Source organism: Sulfitobacter sabulilitoris (assembly GCF_005887615.1).
GTDB lineage: Bacteria > Pseudomonadota > Alphaproteobacteria > Rhodobacterales > Rhodobacteraceae > Sulfitobacter_E > Sulfitobacter_E sabulilitoris.
Genome location: NZ_VANS01000001.1, coordinates 365,159 through 380,576 on the forward strand (window position 1 = coordinate 365,159; position 15,418 = coordinate 380,576).

General features: G+C 63.4%; 12 protein-coding genes. 5 read left to right on the forward strand and 7 right to left on the reverse strand.

Annotated features, from left to right (window positions below; translation table 11 throughout):
• Positions 1-41 precede the first annotated feature (41 nt).
• The 3 genes from FDT80_RS01690 to lpdA all read left to right on the forward strand — a co-directional run bounded on the left by FDT80_RS01690 (position 42) and on the right by lpdA (position 3,468).
• On the forward strand, positions 42-1,298 hold the full coding sequence (locus tag FDT80_RS01690; RefSeq protein ID WP_138660504.1) for an MFS transporter: 1,257 nt from the start codon (positions 42-44) through the stop codon (positions 1,296-1,298).
• A gap of 97 nt (positions 1,299-1,395) precedes the next feature.
• A complete protein-coding gene (locus FDT80_RS01695) occupies positions 1,396-1,977 on the forward strand; it encodes a DUF924 family protein (protein WP_138660505.1) in 582 nt (193 codons plus the stop codon).
• Positions 1,978-2,073: 96 nt separating this feature from the next.
• Positions 2,074-3,468 (forward strand): dihydrolipoyl dehydrogenase, encoded by a 1,395-nt coding sequence (lpdA, locus tag FDT80_RS01700; protein WP_138660506.1) that lies wholly within the window; start codon positions 2,074-2,076, stop codon positions 3,466-3,468.
• A 43-nt stretch (positions 3,469-3,511) separates the two neighbouring features.
• Here lpdA and FDT80_RS01705 read toward each other — a convergent pair whose 3' ends face one another.
• Complete coding sequence (locus FDT80_RS01705; protein ID WP_138660507.1) at positions 3,512-4,501, reverse strand: hypothetical protein; 990 nt, start codon at positions 4,499-4,501, stop codon at positions 3,512-3,514.
• A 286-nt stretch (positions 4,502-4,787) separates the two neighbouring features.
• Between FDT80_RS01705 and uvrA the strand changes: the two genes are divergently transcribed.
• Together uvrA and FDT80_RS01715 are read left to right on the forward strand one after the other, a co-directional pair.
• Positions 4,788-7,649: an excinuclease ABC subunit UvrA gene (uvrA, locus tag FDT80_RS01710; protein WP_138660508.1), complete on the forward strand. Its 2,862-nt coding sequence runs from the start codon at positions 4,788-4,790 to the stop codon at positions 7,647-7,649.
• A gap of 60 nt (positions 7,650-7,709) precedes the next feature.
• Positions 7,710-8,441, forward strand: a complete 732-nt coding sequence (locus FDT80_RS01715) for a class I SAM-dependent methyltransferase (protein ID WP_138660509.1) — start codon at positions 7,710-7,712, stop codon at positions 8,439-8,441.
• Positions 8,442-8,542: 101 nt separating this feature from the next.
• Here the strand turns inward: FDT80_RS01715 and FDT80_RS01720 are convergent, their stop codons facing one another.
• From FDT80_RS01720 to FDT80_RS01745, 6 genes are all read right to left on the reverse strand, one after another.
• A complete protein-coding gene (locus tag FDT80_RS01720; protein ID WP_246039800.1) occupies positions 8,543-8,959 on the reverse strand; it encodes an excinuclease ABC subunit A in 417 nt (138 codons plus the stop codon).
• Between the two features lie 105 nt (positions 8,960-9,064).
• The gene (gene mmsB / locus FDT80_RS01725) at positions 9,065-10,993 is read right to left on the reverse strand and encodes a 3-hydroxyisobutyrate dehydrogenase (RefSeq protein WP_138660510.1); all 1,929 of its coding nucleotides are present in this window, start codon (positions 10,991-10,993) and stop codon (positions 9,065-9,067) included.
• An 8-nt stretch (positions 10,994-11,001) separates the two neighbouring features.
• Positions 11,002-12,144 (reverse strand): acyl-CoA dehydrogenase family protein, encoded by a 1,143-nt coding sequence (locus FDT80_RS01730; protein WP_138660511.1) that lies wholly within the window; start codon positions 12,142-12,144, stop codon positions 11,002-11,004.
• A 60-nt stretch (positions 12,145-12,204) separates the two neighbouring features.
• Entirely contained in the window at positions 12,205-13,320 is a 1,116-nt protein-coding gene (locus tag FDT80_RS01735; protein WP_138660512.1) for a carboxylate-amine ligase, read from the reverse strand.
• Positions 13,321-13,455: 135 nt separating this feature from the next.
• Complete coding sequence (locus FDT80_RS01740; protein WP_170311758.1) at positions 13,456-13,782, reverse strand: cupredoxin domain-containing protein; 327 nt, start codon at positions 13,780-13,782, stop codon at positions 13,456-13,458.
• Positions 13,783-13,890: 108 nt separating this feature from the next.
• Positions 13,891-15,390, reverse strand: a complete 1,500-nt coding sequence (locus tag FDT80_RS01745; protein WP_138660514.1) for a CoA-acylating methylmalonate-semialdehyde dehydrogenase — start codon at positions 15,388-15,390, stop codon at positions 13,891-13,893.
• Positions 15,391-15,418: the final 28 nt, after the last annotated feature.

Genomic DNA, 15,418 nt, shown 5'->3' on the forward strand with positions numbered 1-15,418 from the left:
CCCGAAGGCCTCTGAGCCCGACCAGACCGGAGATCCCTATCATGCTGCAGGTTTTATCTAGCGCCTGGGCCCTGCTTCTTGGCATGGGGCTGCTGATGATCGGCAACGGCATGCAGGGCACGCTGCTGGGCATCCGCGGCGAAATCGAAGGCTTTTCCACGCTGCAGATGTCGATCGTGATGTCGGCCTATTTCGTGGGCTTTCTGGGCGGCTCGCGCATGGCGCCGGGGATGATCCGCCGGGTGGGTCACGTGCGGGTCTTTGCCGCGCTGGCGTCGATGATCTCGGCGGTGATGATTCTCTATCCCACCTTTGCCGAGCCGTGGCTCTGGACGATCGGCCGGGTGCTGATCGGGTTTTGCTTTTCGGCGGTCTACGTGACGGCCGAAAGCTGGCTGAACAATGCCGCCACGAACGGCACGCGCGGCCAGGCGCTGTCGCTGTACATGATCGTCCAGACGGCGGGCATCGTGGTCAGCCAGGCGCTCTTGCTGACGGCGGACCCCTCGGGCTACGTGCTGTTCGTGATCCCGTCGGTGCTGGTGTCCATCGCCGTGACGCCGGTCCTGCTGTCGATCAGCCCGACACCGGCCTTCGACACCACCAAGCCGATGAGCCTGCGCGCGCTGATGAATTTTTCGCCGCTGGGCTGCGTGGGGATGTTCCTGCTCGGCGGGATCTTTTCGGCGCAATTCGGTATGGCGTCGGTCTATGGTGCCAAGGCGGGGCTGAGCGTCGCGCAGATCTCGACCTTCGTGGCGACGTTCTTTGTCGGCTCGGTTGTGCTGCAATACCCGATCGGCTGGATTTCCGACCGCATGGACCGACGGTTCCTGGTCATCATTGTCTCCGCGATCGGCGCCGGAGGGTCTTTCCTCGGCATGGCCATGGGCCATCAGTTCACGTTTTTGCTGATCTCGGCCTTTGTCGTAGGCGGCATGTCGAACCCGCTCTATTCGCTGCTCATCGCCCACACCAACGACTTCCTGCAACACGAGGACATGGCCGCGGCCTCGGGTGGGTTGATCTTCATCAACGGTCTGGGCGCGATTTCTGGTCCTATCATAACTGGCTACATGATGGATTTCGCGGGGCCGGGGGGCTTCTACCTGTTCACCGCGGTGCTGTTTCTGGCGCTTGTGGGATATGCTGCCTATCGCTCCACCCGTCGCCCATCCGTTCCGTCCGACGAGACATCCAGCTACGTGGCCGTGACGCCGTCTTCGACCTCGGTCGCGGTGGGATTTGCACAGGAATACGTCATCGAATCCGACCAGTCGGGCGAAAACGCTGCGTAAATGCCTCTGGCTGTTGCATTTGTCGCAATTCGTGAGTGGATAGACAGATCAGGATTTCATTAACTTGTTACAGAACGACGACGCAAGGACACCCGCGATGACACGACCCGACGACATTCTCGAATTCTGGCTCGACACGATCGGACCCGACGGCTGGTACAGAACCGACGCCGCCCTCGACGAAGAGATCCGCACGCGGTTCCACGATGCCTGGATCGGGGCGACCGAGGGGCGGTACTCGCTCTGGCTGACGTACCCGGCGGGAGCCTTGGCCTACATCATCCTGACGGATCAGTTTCCGCGCAACATGTTCCGCGGCGAAGGACGCGCCTTTTCCACCGACCGCGCGGCGCTGGCCGTGGCCAAATCGGCCATCGCGAAAGGCTGGGACATGACGATCGACGAACCGGCGCGGCAGTTCTTCTACCTTCCGCTGATGCACTCCGAAAACCTCTGCGATCAGGACCGCTGCGTCCGGCTGATGTGCGACCGCATGTCGGCGAAGGGGGATGGCAACCTGCTGCATGCCCGCGCCCACCGCGAGGTCATCCGACGCTTTGGCCGCTTTCCCTATCGCAACGACGCCCTGCACCGCGCCCATACCGCGCTCGAGGCCGACTACGTCAGCCACGGCGGCTATGGCTCCACGCTGCGCGCCCTTCAGGGCGAAGCCGCCTGATCCGGCCAGGGATTTCGCACCGGCGAATGTTGCCGGGCGGGTGGAATTGGTTTAACGGTAAACTAATTTCCAGTGGCGCACGTGCGAGGACATCCCATGGCTGAAACATCCTTTGACCTGATTGTGATCGGTGCGGGGCCGGGCGGCTATGTCGCCGCCATACGCGCGGCGCAGCTCGGCCTCAAGGTGGTCATCGTCGAGCGCGAGCACATGGGCGGGATCTGCCTGAACTGGGGCTGCATCCCGACCAAGGCGATGCTGCGCTCTTCGGAGGTGTTTCACCTGATGCACCGGGCCAAGGAATTCGGCCTGAAGGCCGACAACGTGGGCTACGATCTGGATGCGGTGGTCAAGCGGTCGCGCAAGGTCGCGGGCCAGTTGTCGGGCGGCATCGGCCACCTGATGAAGAAGAACAAGGTCACGACCGTGATGGGCGAGGCCAAGATCACCGGCAAGGGAAAGGTCAGCGTCAAGACCGACAAGGGCGCGCAGGAGCTGACCGCAAAGAACATCGTGCTGGCCACCGGCGCGCGGGCGCGCGAACTGCCGGGGCTGGAGGCGGACGGCGACCTGGTCTGGACCTACAAGCACGCGCTGCAACCCGCGCACATGCCAAAAAAACTGCTGGTCATCGGGTCGGGCGCCATCGGCATCGAATTCGCCAGCTTCTACAACACGCTGGGCGCCGATACGACCGTGGTCGAGGTGATGGACCGCGTTCTGCCGGTGGAAGACGCCGAAATCTCGGCCTTTGCCAAAAAGGCCTTCGAGAAACAGGGCATGAAGATCATGCAAAAGGCCATGGTCAAGCAGCTTGACCGGGGCAAGGGCAAGGTCACCGCCCATATCGAGACGGGCGGCAAGGTCGAAAAGCACGATTTCGACACCGTGATCAGCGCCGTGGGGATCGTCGGCAACGTCGAAAACCTCGGGCTGGAAGATCTGGGCGTCAAGATCGACCGCACCCACGTGGTGACCGATGAATATTGCCGCACCGGGGTCGATGGCCTGTATGCCATCGGTGACATCGCCGGGGCGCCATGGCTGGCGCACAAGGCCAGCCACGAGGGCGTGATGGTGGCCGAATTGATCGCCGGCGGTCATCCGCACCCCGTCAAACCCGAAAGCATCGCGGGCTGCACCTATTGCCATCCGCAGGTCGCCAGCGTGGGCTATACCGAAGCCAAGGCCAAGGAATTGGGATACGACATCAAGGTCGGGCGCTTTCCGTTCATCGGCAATGGCAAGGCGATCGCCCTGGGCGAACCCGAAGGCATGATCAAGACTGTCTTTGACGCCAAGACCGGCGAATTGCTGGGCGCGCATATGGTCGGCGCGGAAGTGACCGAACTGATCCAGGGCTACGTCGTGGGCCGACAGCTTGAAACCACCGAGGAAGACCTGATGAACACGGTCTTTCCGCATCCCACCCTGTCCGAGATGATGCACGAAAGCGTGCTGGACGCTTACGGGCGCGTCATTCACATGTGACCTCTCTGCGCCCGCACCGGATGCTGCGGGCGCGGGTGGCGCATCAGGCCCGAAACATCTCGGGATTGATGAAACTGACATAGTCGCCGGGCTGCTGGCCAAACAGGGTCGTGTAGTTCTTGGTGCCGATGGCATCGGCAAAGCCGTTCATGGCCTCCTTGACGTGCGGCTTGGCCTGCATCGCAAGTTCGACCGGGTCGAACTCCGGAGCGGCCGTCAGCGGCACCGTGTCGGAGGCCTGCTGCGGAATGTCGGCGCGCCTGTCGAGGTGCGCATAGACCGATTGCATCTCGCGGATCTCGGCATCCGAGATGGCGTCGCCCAATTCGTCGCGCAGCATCAGTTCGATTTCGGCCTGATGCGCGTCGATCTGGGCGGACCGCGTAATCAGTTCGGCTGCGTCCAGACGGTCGTGCAGGTCGTCCACCATCATCGGCAGGCTGCGTTCGCCGGGCTGCGCCATCTTCAGCTTGCCGCTCTTCTTCTTGCGTTGTTTCCAGTCCCAACAGATCTTGGCCTGTACGGCGGTTGCCACGGGCGCCAGCGCGGTCAGCCAGACAAACGCCGGGATCGATGTGCCGTAAACGCCGTAAAACGCCTTGGTGACGTTATACTGCTTGGCCTGCCGCACCGTGGCGCCGGTATGGTACAGGATCCGGTTGGTGATTTCGTGGCAAACCCCGTGCACCGCATAGACGATCCCCGCAGAGCAGGGGATCTTCATGAAGGTGGTCCGCATCGGATCGCCCAGGTATTTTGCCCGCTGAATGCTGCCGGTGCCGTTTTCAGGCAGCAGACGGCTGCCCTTGGGCGGGGTGTATTTCCCGTCGCTCCACCGCTTGGGCCCACAATAGAAACTCTTGTCCGTACCGCCCAACGCCGGCCAGCAGACTCCCGGCTCATCGGTGCTGGCCCAGGTGTGATCGCTTAGGGGGGTGCCGTCGGGCAATTTGTAACTCAAGGCCTTGGCATAGGCGCGAAATCGCGTGTTGGACTTGGCGGCGCCCATCGGGTCTGTCTCGTCTTGTGGCATGATGAAATCTCCTTTGGAAAATACAGCGCATGGCTTACGCAACGGAAGGTTCTACCAGGGGTCGCAAAAAATCAACTCTCGTCGCCTTGTGGTTCCCAAGCGGGCGCCTATCTGCCGGGGATCGTCGGTCCAAATCCAAAGACCGGGTCCATGCCGCACCGCGATAGGCGCGCATTCGGGTGGTGTCGCTGCGTCGAAGCGTCCGTGTTCGCGGTACGTTCCGTTTTTTACGTTGGAGAATCCCGCCAGCCACCCTATGTCTAGATCGTTAACCCGGGGGCATGTGATGGCTGAGCAAAAACACATCGAAGTGCGTGGCGCGCGCGAGCACAATCTCAAGAACATCGACGTGAACATTCCGCGCGATCAGCTTGTGGTCATCACCGGCCTGTCGGGGTCGGGCAAATCGTCGCTCGCCTTCGACACGATCTATGCCGAAGGTCAGCGCCGCTATGTCGAATCGCTGTCGGCCTACGCGCGGCAGTTTCTCGACATGATGCAAAAACCCGATGTCGATCATATCAGCGGCCTCAGCCCCGCGATCTCCATCGAGCAAAAGACGACCTCCAAGAACCCGCGGTCCACGGTCGGCACGGTCACGGAAATCTACGACTACATGCGCCTGCTATATGCCCGCGCGGGAACGCCCTATTCGCCCGCCACCGGCAAGCCGATCGAGGCGCAGCAGGTGCAGGACATGGTCGACCGCATCATGACGATGGAGCAGGGCACGCGCGCCTATCTGCTGGCGCCGATCGTGCGCGACCGCAAGGGCGAGTACCGCAAGGAGTTCCTGGAACTCAGGAAGCAGGGGTTCCAGCGCGTCAAGGTCGACGGCGCGTTCTACGAACTCGACGAGCCGCCGACGCTCGACAAGAAATTCCGCCACGACATCGACGTGGTGGTGGACCGTATCGTGGTCCGCGAGGGTCTGGAGACGCGGCTGGCCGACAGCCTGCGCACCGCGCTCGATCTGGCCGACGGCATCGCCATCCTGGAAACCGCCCCCAGCGAGGGCGACCCCGAGCGCCACACGTTTTCAGAGAAATTCGCGTGTCCTGTCAGCGGCTTCACAATTCCTGAGATCGAGCCGCGCCTGTTCTCGTTCAACGCGCCCTTCGGGGCCTGCCCCGATTGCGACGGTCTGGGCGTCGAGCTTTTCTTTGACGAACGCCTGGTCGTGCCGGATCAGAACCTCAAGATCGCCGATGGCGCGATCGCCCCGTGGCGCAAGGGCAAGTCGCCGTATTTCCTGCAGACCATCGAGGCCATCGCCAAGCATTACGGCTTCAAGCAGTCGACCAAGTGGAAGGACCTGCCGGAAAAGATCCAGCAGGTGTTTCTCTATGGGTCGGGCAAGGATGAAATCGCCTTTCGCTATGACGAGGGCGGGCGCGTCTACAACGTCAGCCGCGTGTTCGAGGGGGTGATCCCCAACATGATCCGCCGCTATCGCGAGACCGACAGTTCCTGGGTGCGCGAGGAATTCGAGCGCTACCAGAACAACCGCCCCTGCGGCACCTGCGAGGGGTTCCGCCTGCGGCCCGAAGCGCTGGCTGTCAAGATCGCCGACCTGCACGTGGGTCACGTGGTGCAGATGTCCATCAAGGAGGCGTTCGATTGGTGCAACACCGTTCCCGACCGCCTGAGCCAGCAGAAGAACGAGATCGCCCGCGCTATTCTCAAGGAAATCCGCGAGCGTCTTGGATTCCTGAATAACGTTGGATTGGAGTACCTTACGTTGTCACGTTCAAGTGGCACGTTGTCGGGCGGCGAGAGCCAGCGGATCCGGTTGGCCAGCCAGATCGGTTCGGGCCTGACCGGTGTTCTCTATGTGCTCGACGAGCCCTCTATCGGGCTGCACCAGCGCGATAACGACCGGCTTCTGGGCACGCTCAAGAACCTGCGCGATCAGGGCAACACCGTGATTGTCGTCGAACATGACGAAGAGGCGATCCGCGAGGCGGACTACGTGTTCGATATCGGTCCGGGTGCCGGCGTGCACGGCGGGCAGGTGGTCAGCCACGGCACACCGGCGCAGATCGCCGCCGATGCCAATTCCGTCACCGGGCAATATCTAACCGGCGCGCGCGAAATCGCCGTGCCCGAGACCCGGCGCAAAGGCAAGAACAAGAAGGTGCAGGTCGTCAAGGCGACCGGAAACAACCTGCAGGACGTCACCGTCGATTTCCCGCTGGGCAAGTTCGTCTGCGTCACCGGCGTGTCGGGTGGCGGCAAATCCACCCTGACCATCGAGACGCTGTTCAAGACCGCCTCGATGCGCCTCAACGGGGCGCGTCAGACGCCCGCGCCCTGCGAGACGATCAAGGGGCTGGAACACCTCGACAAGGTGATCGACATCGACCAGCGCCCCATCGGGCGCACGCCGCGCTCCAACCCCGCGACCTATACCGGCGCCTTCACCCCGATCCGCGACTGGTTCGCCGGTCTGCCGGAGGCCAAGGCGCGTGGCTACAAGCCGGGGCGGTTTTCATTCAACGTCAAGGGCGGGCGCTGCGAGGCCTGTCAGGGCGACGGTGTCATCAAGATCGAAATGCACTTTCTGCCTGACGTCTACGTGGAATGCGAAACCTGCAAGGGCGCGCGGTACAACCGGGAAACGCTTGAGATCAAGTTCAAGGGCAAGAGCATCGCCGACGTGTTGGACATGACGGTCGAGGATGCGCAGACCTTCTTTCAGGCGGTGCCATCCATCCGCGAGAAGATGGATGCGCTGATGCGCGTGGGACTGGGCTATATCAAGGTCGGCCAGCAGGCCACGACCCTGTCGGGCGGAGAGGCGCAGCGCGTCAAGCTGAGCAAGGAGCTGAGCAAGCGCGCCACTGGCCGCACGCTCTATATCCTCGACGAACCTACCACCGGCCTGCATTTCGAAGACGTGCGCAAGCTGTTGGAAGTGCTGCATGAATTGGTTGATCAGGGCAATTCGGTGGTCGTCATCGAACACAACCTCGACGTGGTGAAAACTGCCGATCACATCATCGACATCGGCCCCGAAGGCGGCGATGGCGGTGGCCGTGTGGTGGCCACCGGCACGCCCGAAGAGGTGGCCGAGGTCGCCGACAGCTACACCGGCAAATACCTCAAGCCGATGCTGCAACCGCGCAGCAAGGTCGCGGCGGAATGATCCGAGCGCGGGCGGTCGTGGTGCGGTGACACCCGTACCCAAATCGGCATAGGCTTCGCGATGCGTGTTTTATACGACAAGATCGGCCTCAATTACGCGAACCTGCGGCAGCCTGACCCACGCCTTGCGCGCACCATCGACCGGGCGTTGGGCGACGCCCGAACCGTTCTGAACGTCGGGGCGGGTGCGGGATCCTACGAGCCGGAGAACCGGCGGATCACGGCGATCGAGCCGTCGGCGGAGATGATCCGCCAGCGCCCAGCGTCAGCCGCGACGGTGGTGCAGGGCAGGGCGGAACACCTGCCCTTTGCCGACGGGTCGTTTGATGCGTCGATGGCGGTTCTGACCATCCACCACTGGTCAGATCAAAGGGCGGGCGTCATGGAAATGCGCCGCGTGACACGCGGAAACCTCGTTTTCCTGACCTTCGATCCGGCGTTCCGCGGCTTTTGGCTGGCTGACTATTTCCCGGCGCTTGTCACGCTGGACGAAGGGCAGATGCCGCAAATGGCCGATTTCCATAGCTGGCTTGGCCCTGTCACGGTGTCGACCGTCGCCATCCCGCATGATTGCACGGATGGCTTTCTGGCAGCCTACTGGCGGCGTCCGGCGGCCTATCTCGACGACAGGGTGCGGGCCGCCATGTCGCCTTTCTGGGCCTTGGGCGATGTGTCCGCCGAGGTTGCAAGGCTCGCGGCAGACCTGGAAAGCGGCGCCTGGGCGGATCGCTACGCGCATCTGTCGGAGCGGGACGAACTCGACTGCGGCTACCGATTGGTCGTGGCCGGATAAAGCGGCGCAGCGCGCAGGCCTCTGTCGGGGCCTGTCCCCGAAAGCGGCTGGCAACCGTGACCCTTCGATCAGGATCACGGCCAGTGGCGCAATGACCGGCGTCAGTTCAGGATGGCGGTCACAGCCCCGATCAGATCGAGGATTTCGCGCGTGTCGCGGTCGACACGGTACACACCGCCGCGCGCCTGGTAATAGGTGCCGTAGGGATCAAGACCGTACCGGCCGGGATCGCGGATGATCACGTAGTCGCCTTGGCGGATCACGTCGCCCCGACGGTAGCGCCCTTCGCGGTAGCGGTCGTCGTCGTAATCATCATAGCGGTCGTGGTCGTAGCGGTCGCTATAGTAGCCATCCTTGTGCTTGCCCTTTGAATAGTGCTTTTTGGCCTGTCCGGGCGGCACGCAAGGCACGGCTTTCTTGGCCAGGCCGGGCGGGCACCCCTTTGGGCCTGCCTGGGCCGCCGGAACAAGGGTCATGGCGGCCATCAGGGCCACGGCGGGTATCATGTATCTGCGCATTGGATCACTCCTTAACTTTCAAGGGTATAACTCATTGCGCGCCGATATCGTTTCACGGCTTCGTGCGCATCGGCGCGCTCCCGCCGATGCGCAGGCGGAAATCCGTCACCCGTCGTCCCGGGTGCGTTTCTCGAACCGCGGCAGCATGGCCGAGAAATCCATGCCCTTGCCGCCTTCCTGCTCGACGAACTGCGCATAGAGCGCGCGCGCCAGTTGACCCATCGGGGTATCGGCATCGACGGCTTCGGCGGCCTGTTGGCTCAGCCCCAGATCCTTGAGCATCAGTTCCGCCGCGAAACCGGGCTTGTAGTCATTGTCGGCGGGCGACTGCGGCCCCACGCCGGGCGCCGGGCAATAGGCGTTCATCGACCACGAATAGCCCGACGAGGTGCTGACGACATCGAACATCTTTTGCCGGTCCAGCCCCAGCTTGTCGGCCAGCGCAAAGGCCTCGCAGGTGGCGATCATGGTCACGCCAAGGATCATGTTGTTGCAGATCTTGGCCGCCTGGCCCGCACCCGATGCGCCGCAATGCACCGCCTTCTGGCCCATGATGTCAAACAGCGGTTCGGCCTTGGCAAAAGCCGCGTCACTGCCGCCGGCCATGAAGGTCAGCGTGCCGCCCGCAGCGCCGCCGACCCCGCCCGACACCGGTGCGTCAACGGCCAGAAGCCCGGCGGCTTCGGCGTCTTGCGCCACAGCGCGGGCGCTTTCCACGTCCACGGTCGAACAATCGACAAAGGCGGCGCCGGGCTTCATCACCGGGATGATCTGCTCGGCCACGCTGCGCAGGATCTGGCCGTTCGGCAGCATCGTGATGACCACATCTGCGTCGCGCGCGGCCTCCTCGGCGCTCGCGGCCTGTGCCACACCTTCGGCGCTCACGCCCGCGCTGTCATATCCGGCGACGTCGTGCCCCGCCTTGGCGAGGTTCGCGGCCATCGGCGCACCCATGTTTCCCAGTCCGATAAATCCGATCTTGAGGGTGGTCATCTGTTTGTCCTCCAAATTCAGTGCAGCCTTGCCCAGGGGTTGCAGCATTCTGGCCGTCGCGACCGGGGGCACGTTCATATCCGCATATTGCCACTTCGGGCTGCGGTCCTTGTCGATGATCGCGGCGCGGATCCCCTCAAGGAAATCGCCATGCTCCATCGCACGGTAGGTAAAGCGGTATTCCAGATCCAGCGCCTTGGCGATGCTGATCGAGGGGCCGCGCAAACGGTGAACCAGCTCGACGGTGCAGGCCATCGACAAGGGGCACATGCGCGAAAGCGTCTTCAGCGTCCCGGTCGCAAAGGCGCCATCGTCGGCGCGCAGGCTGCGCAGGATGTCACCAAGGGATTCGCCCGCGAAATGGCTGTTGATCTGGTCTTGTTGTGCCGCCAGCGCACTGGCGGGGGCGTCGGCATGAAAGCCGACGAGCGTCCCGACATCGCCGGTGTCCTCAAGCAGCGCCTTGGCGTCCGGCCACTTTAGCTCCGGCATGTAATGATCTGCAAAACCTGCATAAATCGCATCCGACCCGTCCATCCGCGTGCCGGTCGTTCCAAGGTATTCGCCCAACCGCCCCGGTGCCAGCGCCAGCATCAGCGTCCCGCCCACGTCCGGTATCAGCCCGATCCCGCATTCGGGCATGGCGATCTGGCTGCTTTCGCCCACGATGCGGTGCGAGCCGTGACAGCCGATGCCGACACCGCCCCCCATCACGAAGCCCTGCAGAAACGACACCACCGGCTTGGGGTAGTCGAAGATCTTGGCGTTCAGCCGGTATTCATCGGCCCAGAACCGGCGACCGTAGTCGTAGTCGCCCTTCGTTCCGGTCGCGTATAGTTCGGCAATGTCGCCGCCAGAGCAAAAGGCGCGGTCGCCCTCGGCGTCGATCACGACGACGGCCACCTCCGGGTCGTCGCGCCACGTGTCCATCGCATCTTCGATGGCCAGGCACATGGCATAGGTCATGGCATTGAGCGCGTGCGGACGGGTCAGGGTGATCCGGCCCGCGCGCCCGGTGATGCGGATGTCTATATCGCTCATATCCGGCCTCAGCGATTCTTGAGCATGTCGCGGGCGACGATCACGCGCATGATCTCGTTTGTGCCTTCCAGGATCTGGTGCACCCGCAGATCGCGCACCAGCTTTTCGATCCCGTAATCCGCCAGGTATCCATAGCCGCCGTGCAGTTGCAGGCACTGGTCCACGATGCGGCTGCCGGCCTCGGTGACGAATTTCTTGGCCATCGCGCAGAACTTGGTCGCATCCGGCGCGCCGGTGTCCAGCTTCCAGGCCGCCTGCCGCAGAAAGACGCGCGCGGCCTGCAATTCGATCTCCATGTCGGCCAGTCGGAACTGTAGGCCCTGAAACTGGTCGATGCTTTGCCCGAAAGCCTTGCGTTCGCCCATATAGGTCAGCGTGGCGCTCAATGCGGTCTGCGCCGCGCCCACCGAACAGGCGGCAATGTTCAGCCGCCCACCGTCAAGGCCAATCATCGCATATTTGAAACCTTTGCCCTCTTCTCCGATCAGATTTGTGGCAGGAATGTGGCAATTGTCGAATTGCACCTGCGCCGTCGGTTGGCTGCGCCAGCCCATTTTTTCCTCCAGGCCGCCAAAACTCAGCCCCTCGGTGCCATCCTCGACAAAGACGGTGGACACGCCCGCCGCCCCGTCATCGGAGGTCCGCACCATGCAGACATAGGCATCGGAATACCCGCCGCCGGAGATGAACGCCTTGGTGCCGTTGAGCGTGTAGCCTTCGTTCGTGCGCACTGCCTTGGTCTTGAGCCCGGCGGCATCCGATCCGGACCCGGGTTCGGTCAGGCAATAGCTGAGCACGGTCTTCATCGACAGCACGTCGTCCAGAACCCTGTCCTTCAACGCGTCCGATCCGAAAGTGTCGATCATCTTGGCGCACATGTTGTGGATCGACAGGAACGACGCGACCGACGGGCACGCCATGCTGAGCGCTTCGAACACCAGCGTCGCGTCCAGCCGGCTCAGACCGGATCCGCCCGCCTCCTCGGACACGTAAAGCCCGCCGAAGCCAAGCTCCGCGATGCGCGGCCACAACTCCTTCGGGATCGTCCCCTCGCGTTCCCAGGCGCGCGCGTGGGGTGCGATATGCTCCTGCCCAAAGGCGCGGGCCATATCGAATATCGCGGTTTGTTCTTCGGTCAGTGCAAAATCCATTGCGGGGTTTCCTCCGGGTCTTACGTGTACGTCAGGTGATGGTGTGATGGGGGCGGGGCGTCACAGATCGGCGTGATACTCCTCGATCAGGTGGCGGACGACGGCCTGTCCGCGCGCGGTGGCGTCGCCCGATGCCTGCGCATGGGCGCTGCGTTGACGGGTGGCGCTGGTGCCGGCCTCGACGATCATGCGCAGCCGCTCGACCTCGGCGCGGCAGCCAAGCTGATCGGCGTCCTGTGCGACCAGTTCCAGCATGTCGTCAAGCAGGGCGGCGAACGGGCGCAGGCTGCGTTCGCCAAAGTCGATCAGCGGTTCGGTGATGCCGTAGCGCTGCGCGCGCCAGCGGTTTTCGGAAATCAGGAACCGGTCGTAGTCGCGCCAGCGCATGTTCTCGTCGCGCAGCCGGACCAGCCTGCGCACCAGCGCCTGCGTCAGTGCGGCGATCGACAATGCGTCCTCCATCCGGGGGCTGACATCGCAAATCCGCGTCTCGAGCGTCGGATAACTGTGCGAGGGCCGCAGATCCCACCAGATTTCCGTGGGATCGTCGATGACGCCCAGATCGATCAGCGTTCCGGTGGTGCGCTCGTAGGCCGCCCAGCTGCTGATCTCGGGGGGCAGGCCGGTGCGCGGCATGTTGTCGAACACCGACAACCGGTAGGACGCCAAGCCGGTATCCTGCCCCTGCCAGAACGGCGAGGAGGTGGACAGCGCCAGAAGATGCGGCAGGAAATAACTGAGCTGCGGCATCAGATCGACGCGTTGGCTGTCGTCGTCGACGCCCACATGCACATGCATTCCGCAGATCAGCATCCGGCGCGCTACCCCGGCCAGGTCCGCCTCGAGGTCGCTATAGCGCTCTTTTTGGGTGAACGACTGCGCCCGCCAGCGCGAAAACGGATGGCAGGACGCGGCGATCGGCGCCAGATTGTGGTCGGCGGCATGGCGCGCCACAGTGGCCCGCAGATACCGCAGGTCGGCGCGGGCCTCGGCGATGGTCTTGCAGACACGGGTGCCGATCTCGATCTGGCAGTCCAGAAACTCCGGGCTCACCTGATCCTGCAGATCGGCGCGGCACGCCTCCATCAAGGCATCCGGCGCGCGGGCCAGCGCAAGACTGTCCTTGTCGACGAGGAGGTACTCCTCCTCGATCCCCATCGTGAATTCAGTCTGCATGTCGTGACGTCTCCTGCGCGCGATGGGTCACTTGAACAGAGCGGTGCGCGCAGCGCAAGATGCGGGCGGTTTCCCGCGCCCGGTATCGCCCGCGCGCAAGACCATCCCGCCGAAACCAGACCGGCGTGCAGCCCGTCAATTGACGATTATTCTGCCCTTCATCGAGGGATGGATCGAACAGAAATATGCGTGTGTTCCCAACTCGGTAAAGGTGACTGTCGCTGCCGATCCGGGCGGCAGGACGCCCGTGTTCCAGCGTCCCTGCGTGCCGGTGACGGTATGGCGCGACAGACCCCGGTTGACCCAGGTGACGCTGTCGCCCGGCCGGATCGACAGGCTCGCCGGTTGAAAGGCCATGTTGCGGATGACGACCTCGTGGCGCAGGGCGGAGCGGGCAGGGGTCGGGACGAATACGGCGGCAAGTGGGGCCAGAACCGCACTGCGGCGTGTGATCATAAGCATTGGACATGCTCCCGTTTTGCGCGAGCCCAAAGCCGTGGTGGCCCGCAGCACCATCATACAGCATTTCGCGCTGTTTGTGATCCTGCGGAGCCTGCATCGGAGCGCTGGTTACTCCATCACGGGGATGGAGAATTCGCCGCCGTCCTTGATGCCCGAGGGCCAGCGCGCGGTCACCGTCTTGGTGCGGGTGTAGAACTTGAACGCGTCCGGCCCGTGCTGGTTCAGGTCGCCAAAGACCGATTTCTTCCAGCCGCCAAAGGTGTGGTAGGCCAGCGGCACCGGGATGGGCACGTTGATGCCGACCATGCCGATGTTGATGCGGTTGGCGAAATCGCGCGCCGCATCGCCGTCGCGGGTAAAGATCGCTGTGCCGTTGCCGTACTCGTGGTCCATCGCCAGACCCAGCGCCTCTTCGTAGGATTGCGCGCGCACGCAAGTCAGGACAGGGCCAAAGATCTCCTTTTGGTAGATGTCCATGTCCTTGGTCGCGTGATCGAAAAGGTGCGGGCCGACGAAAAAGCCGTCCTCGTATCCCTGCAGGTTGAAGTTGCGGCCATCGACCAGCAGTTTGGCGCCCTGGTCGATGCCGGTCTGCACCAGGCGTTCGATATTGGCCTTGGCCGCGGCGGTCACGACGGGCCCGTAATCCACGTCATTGCCCGCGGTATAGGGCCCGACCTTTAGCTTTTCGACACGCGGCACCAGCTTTTCCATCAGGCGGTCGGCGGTATCGTCGCCCACCGGCACGGCGACCGAGATTGCCATGCAGCGTTCACCTGCGGCACCGTAACCTGCGCCGACCAGCGCATCGGCGGCCTGATCCATGTCCGCGTCGGGCATGATGATCATGTGGTTCTTGGCCCCGCCGAAACACTGCACGCGTTTGCCGTTGGCGCACCCGGTGGCATAGATGTATTCCGCGATCGGCGTCGATCCGACAAAGCCCACCGACTGGATCACCTCGTGGTGCAGGATCGCATCGACCGCTTCCTTGTCGCCGTTCACGACCTGGATGATGCCCTTGGGCAGGCCCGCTTCTTCCAGCAGTTCCGCCAGCATCAGCGGCACCGACGGATCGCGTTCGGAGGGTTTCAGGATGAAGGCGTTGCCGCAGGCGATGGCGGGCGCGAACATCCACATCGGGATCATCGCCGGAAAGTTGAAGGGGGTGATGCCCGCGGTGACGCCGAGCGCCTGGCGCATCGAATACATGTCGATACCGGGGCCCGCGCTGTCGGTGTATTCGCCTTTCAGCAGTTCGGGCGCACCGATGCAGTATTCCACGACTTCAAGCCCGCGCTGCACGTCGCCTGCGGCATCGGGCAGCGTCTTGCCGTGCTCGCGGCTCAGCGCCTCGGCCAGCTTGTCCATGTCGCGGTTGAGCAGGGCGACGAATTTCATCAGGACCCGCGCGCGCCGCTGGGGGTTGGTCGCGGCCCAGGCGGGCTGTGCGGCCATCGCGTATTGGACGGCGGTGTCGAGTTCCTCGGCGCTGGCCAGCGGGGTCCGGGCCTGCACCTCGCCGGTGGCCGGGTTGAAGACATCGGCAAAGCGGCCGGATGTGCCTTTGACGTGTGCGCCGTTCAGGTAGTGGGTCAGCTCTTGCATGGTGGATCCTCCGCTGGGATTGGGTTTG

Bases quoted from the DNA above. Each gene is read 5' to 3' on its own strand.
- FDT80_RS01745 (WP_138660514.1), bottom strand. From the start codon at position 15,390: ATGCAAGAGCTGACCCACTACCTGAACGGCGCACACGTCAAAGGCACA.
- FDT80_RS01715 (WP_138660509.1), top strand. From the start codon at position 7,710: ATGCGTGTTTTATACGACAAGATCGGCCTCAATTACGCGAACCTGCGG.
- FDT80_RS01740 (WP_170311758.1), bottom strand. From the start codon at position 13,782: ATGCTTATGATCACACGCCGCAGTGCGGTTCTGGCCCCACTTGCCGCC.
- FDT80_RS01720 (WP_246039800.1), bottom strand. From the start codon at position 8,959: ATGCGCAGATACATGATACCCGCCGTGGCCCTGATGGCCGCCATGACC.
- FDT80_RS01690 (WP_138660504.1), top strand. From the start codon at position 42: ATGCTGCAGGTTTTATCTAGCGCCTGGGCCCTGCTTCTTGGCATGGGG.
- mmsB (WP_138660510.1), bottom strand. From the start codon at position 10,993: ATGAGCGATATAGACATCCGCATCACCGGGCGCGCGGGCCGGATCACC.
- FDT80_RS01730 (WP_138660511.1), bottom strand. From the start codon at position 12,144: ATGGATTTTGCACTGACCGAAGAACAAACCGCGATATTCGATATGGCC.
- lpdA (WP_138660506.1), top strand. From the start codon at position 2,074: ATGGCTGAAACATCCTTTGACCTGATTGTGATCGGTGCGGGGCCGGGC.
- FDT80_RS01705 (WP_138660507.1), bottom strand. From the start codon at position 4,501: ATGCCACAAGACGAGACAGACCCGATGGGCGCCGCCAAGTCCAACACG.
- FDT80_RS01695 (WP_138660505.1), top strand. From the start codon at position 1,396: ATGACACGACCCGACGACATTCTCGAATTCTGGCTCGACACGATCGGA.
- FDT80_RS01735 (WP_138660512.1), bottom strand. From the start codon at position 13,320: ATGCAGACTGAATTCACGATGGGGATCGAGGAGGAGTACCTCCTCGTC.
- uvrA (WP_138660508.1), top strand. From the start codon at position 4,788: ATGGCTGAGCAAAAACACATCGAAGTGCGTGGCGCGCGCGAGCACAAT.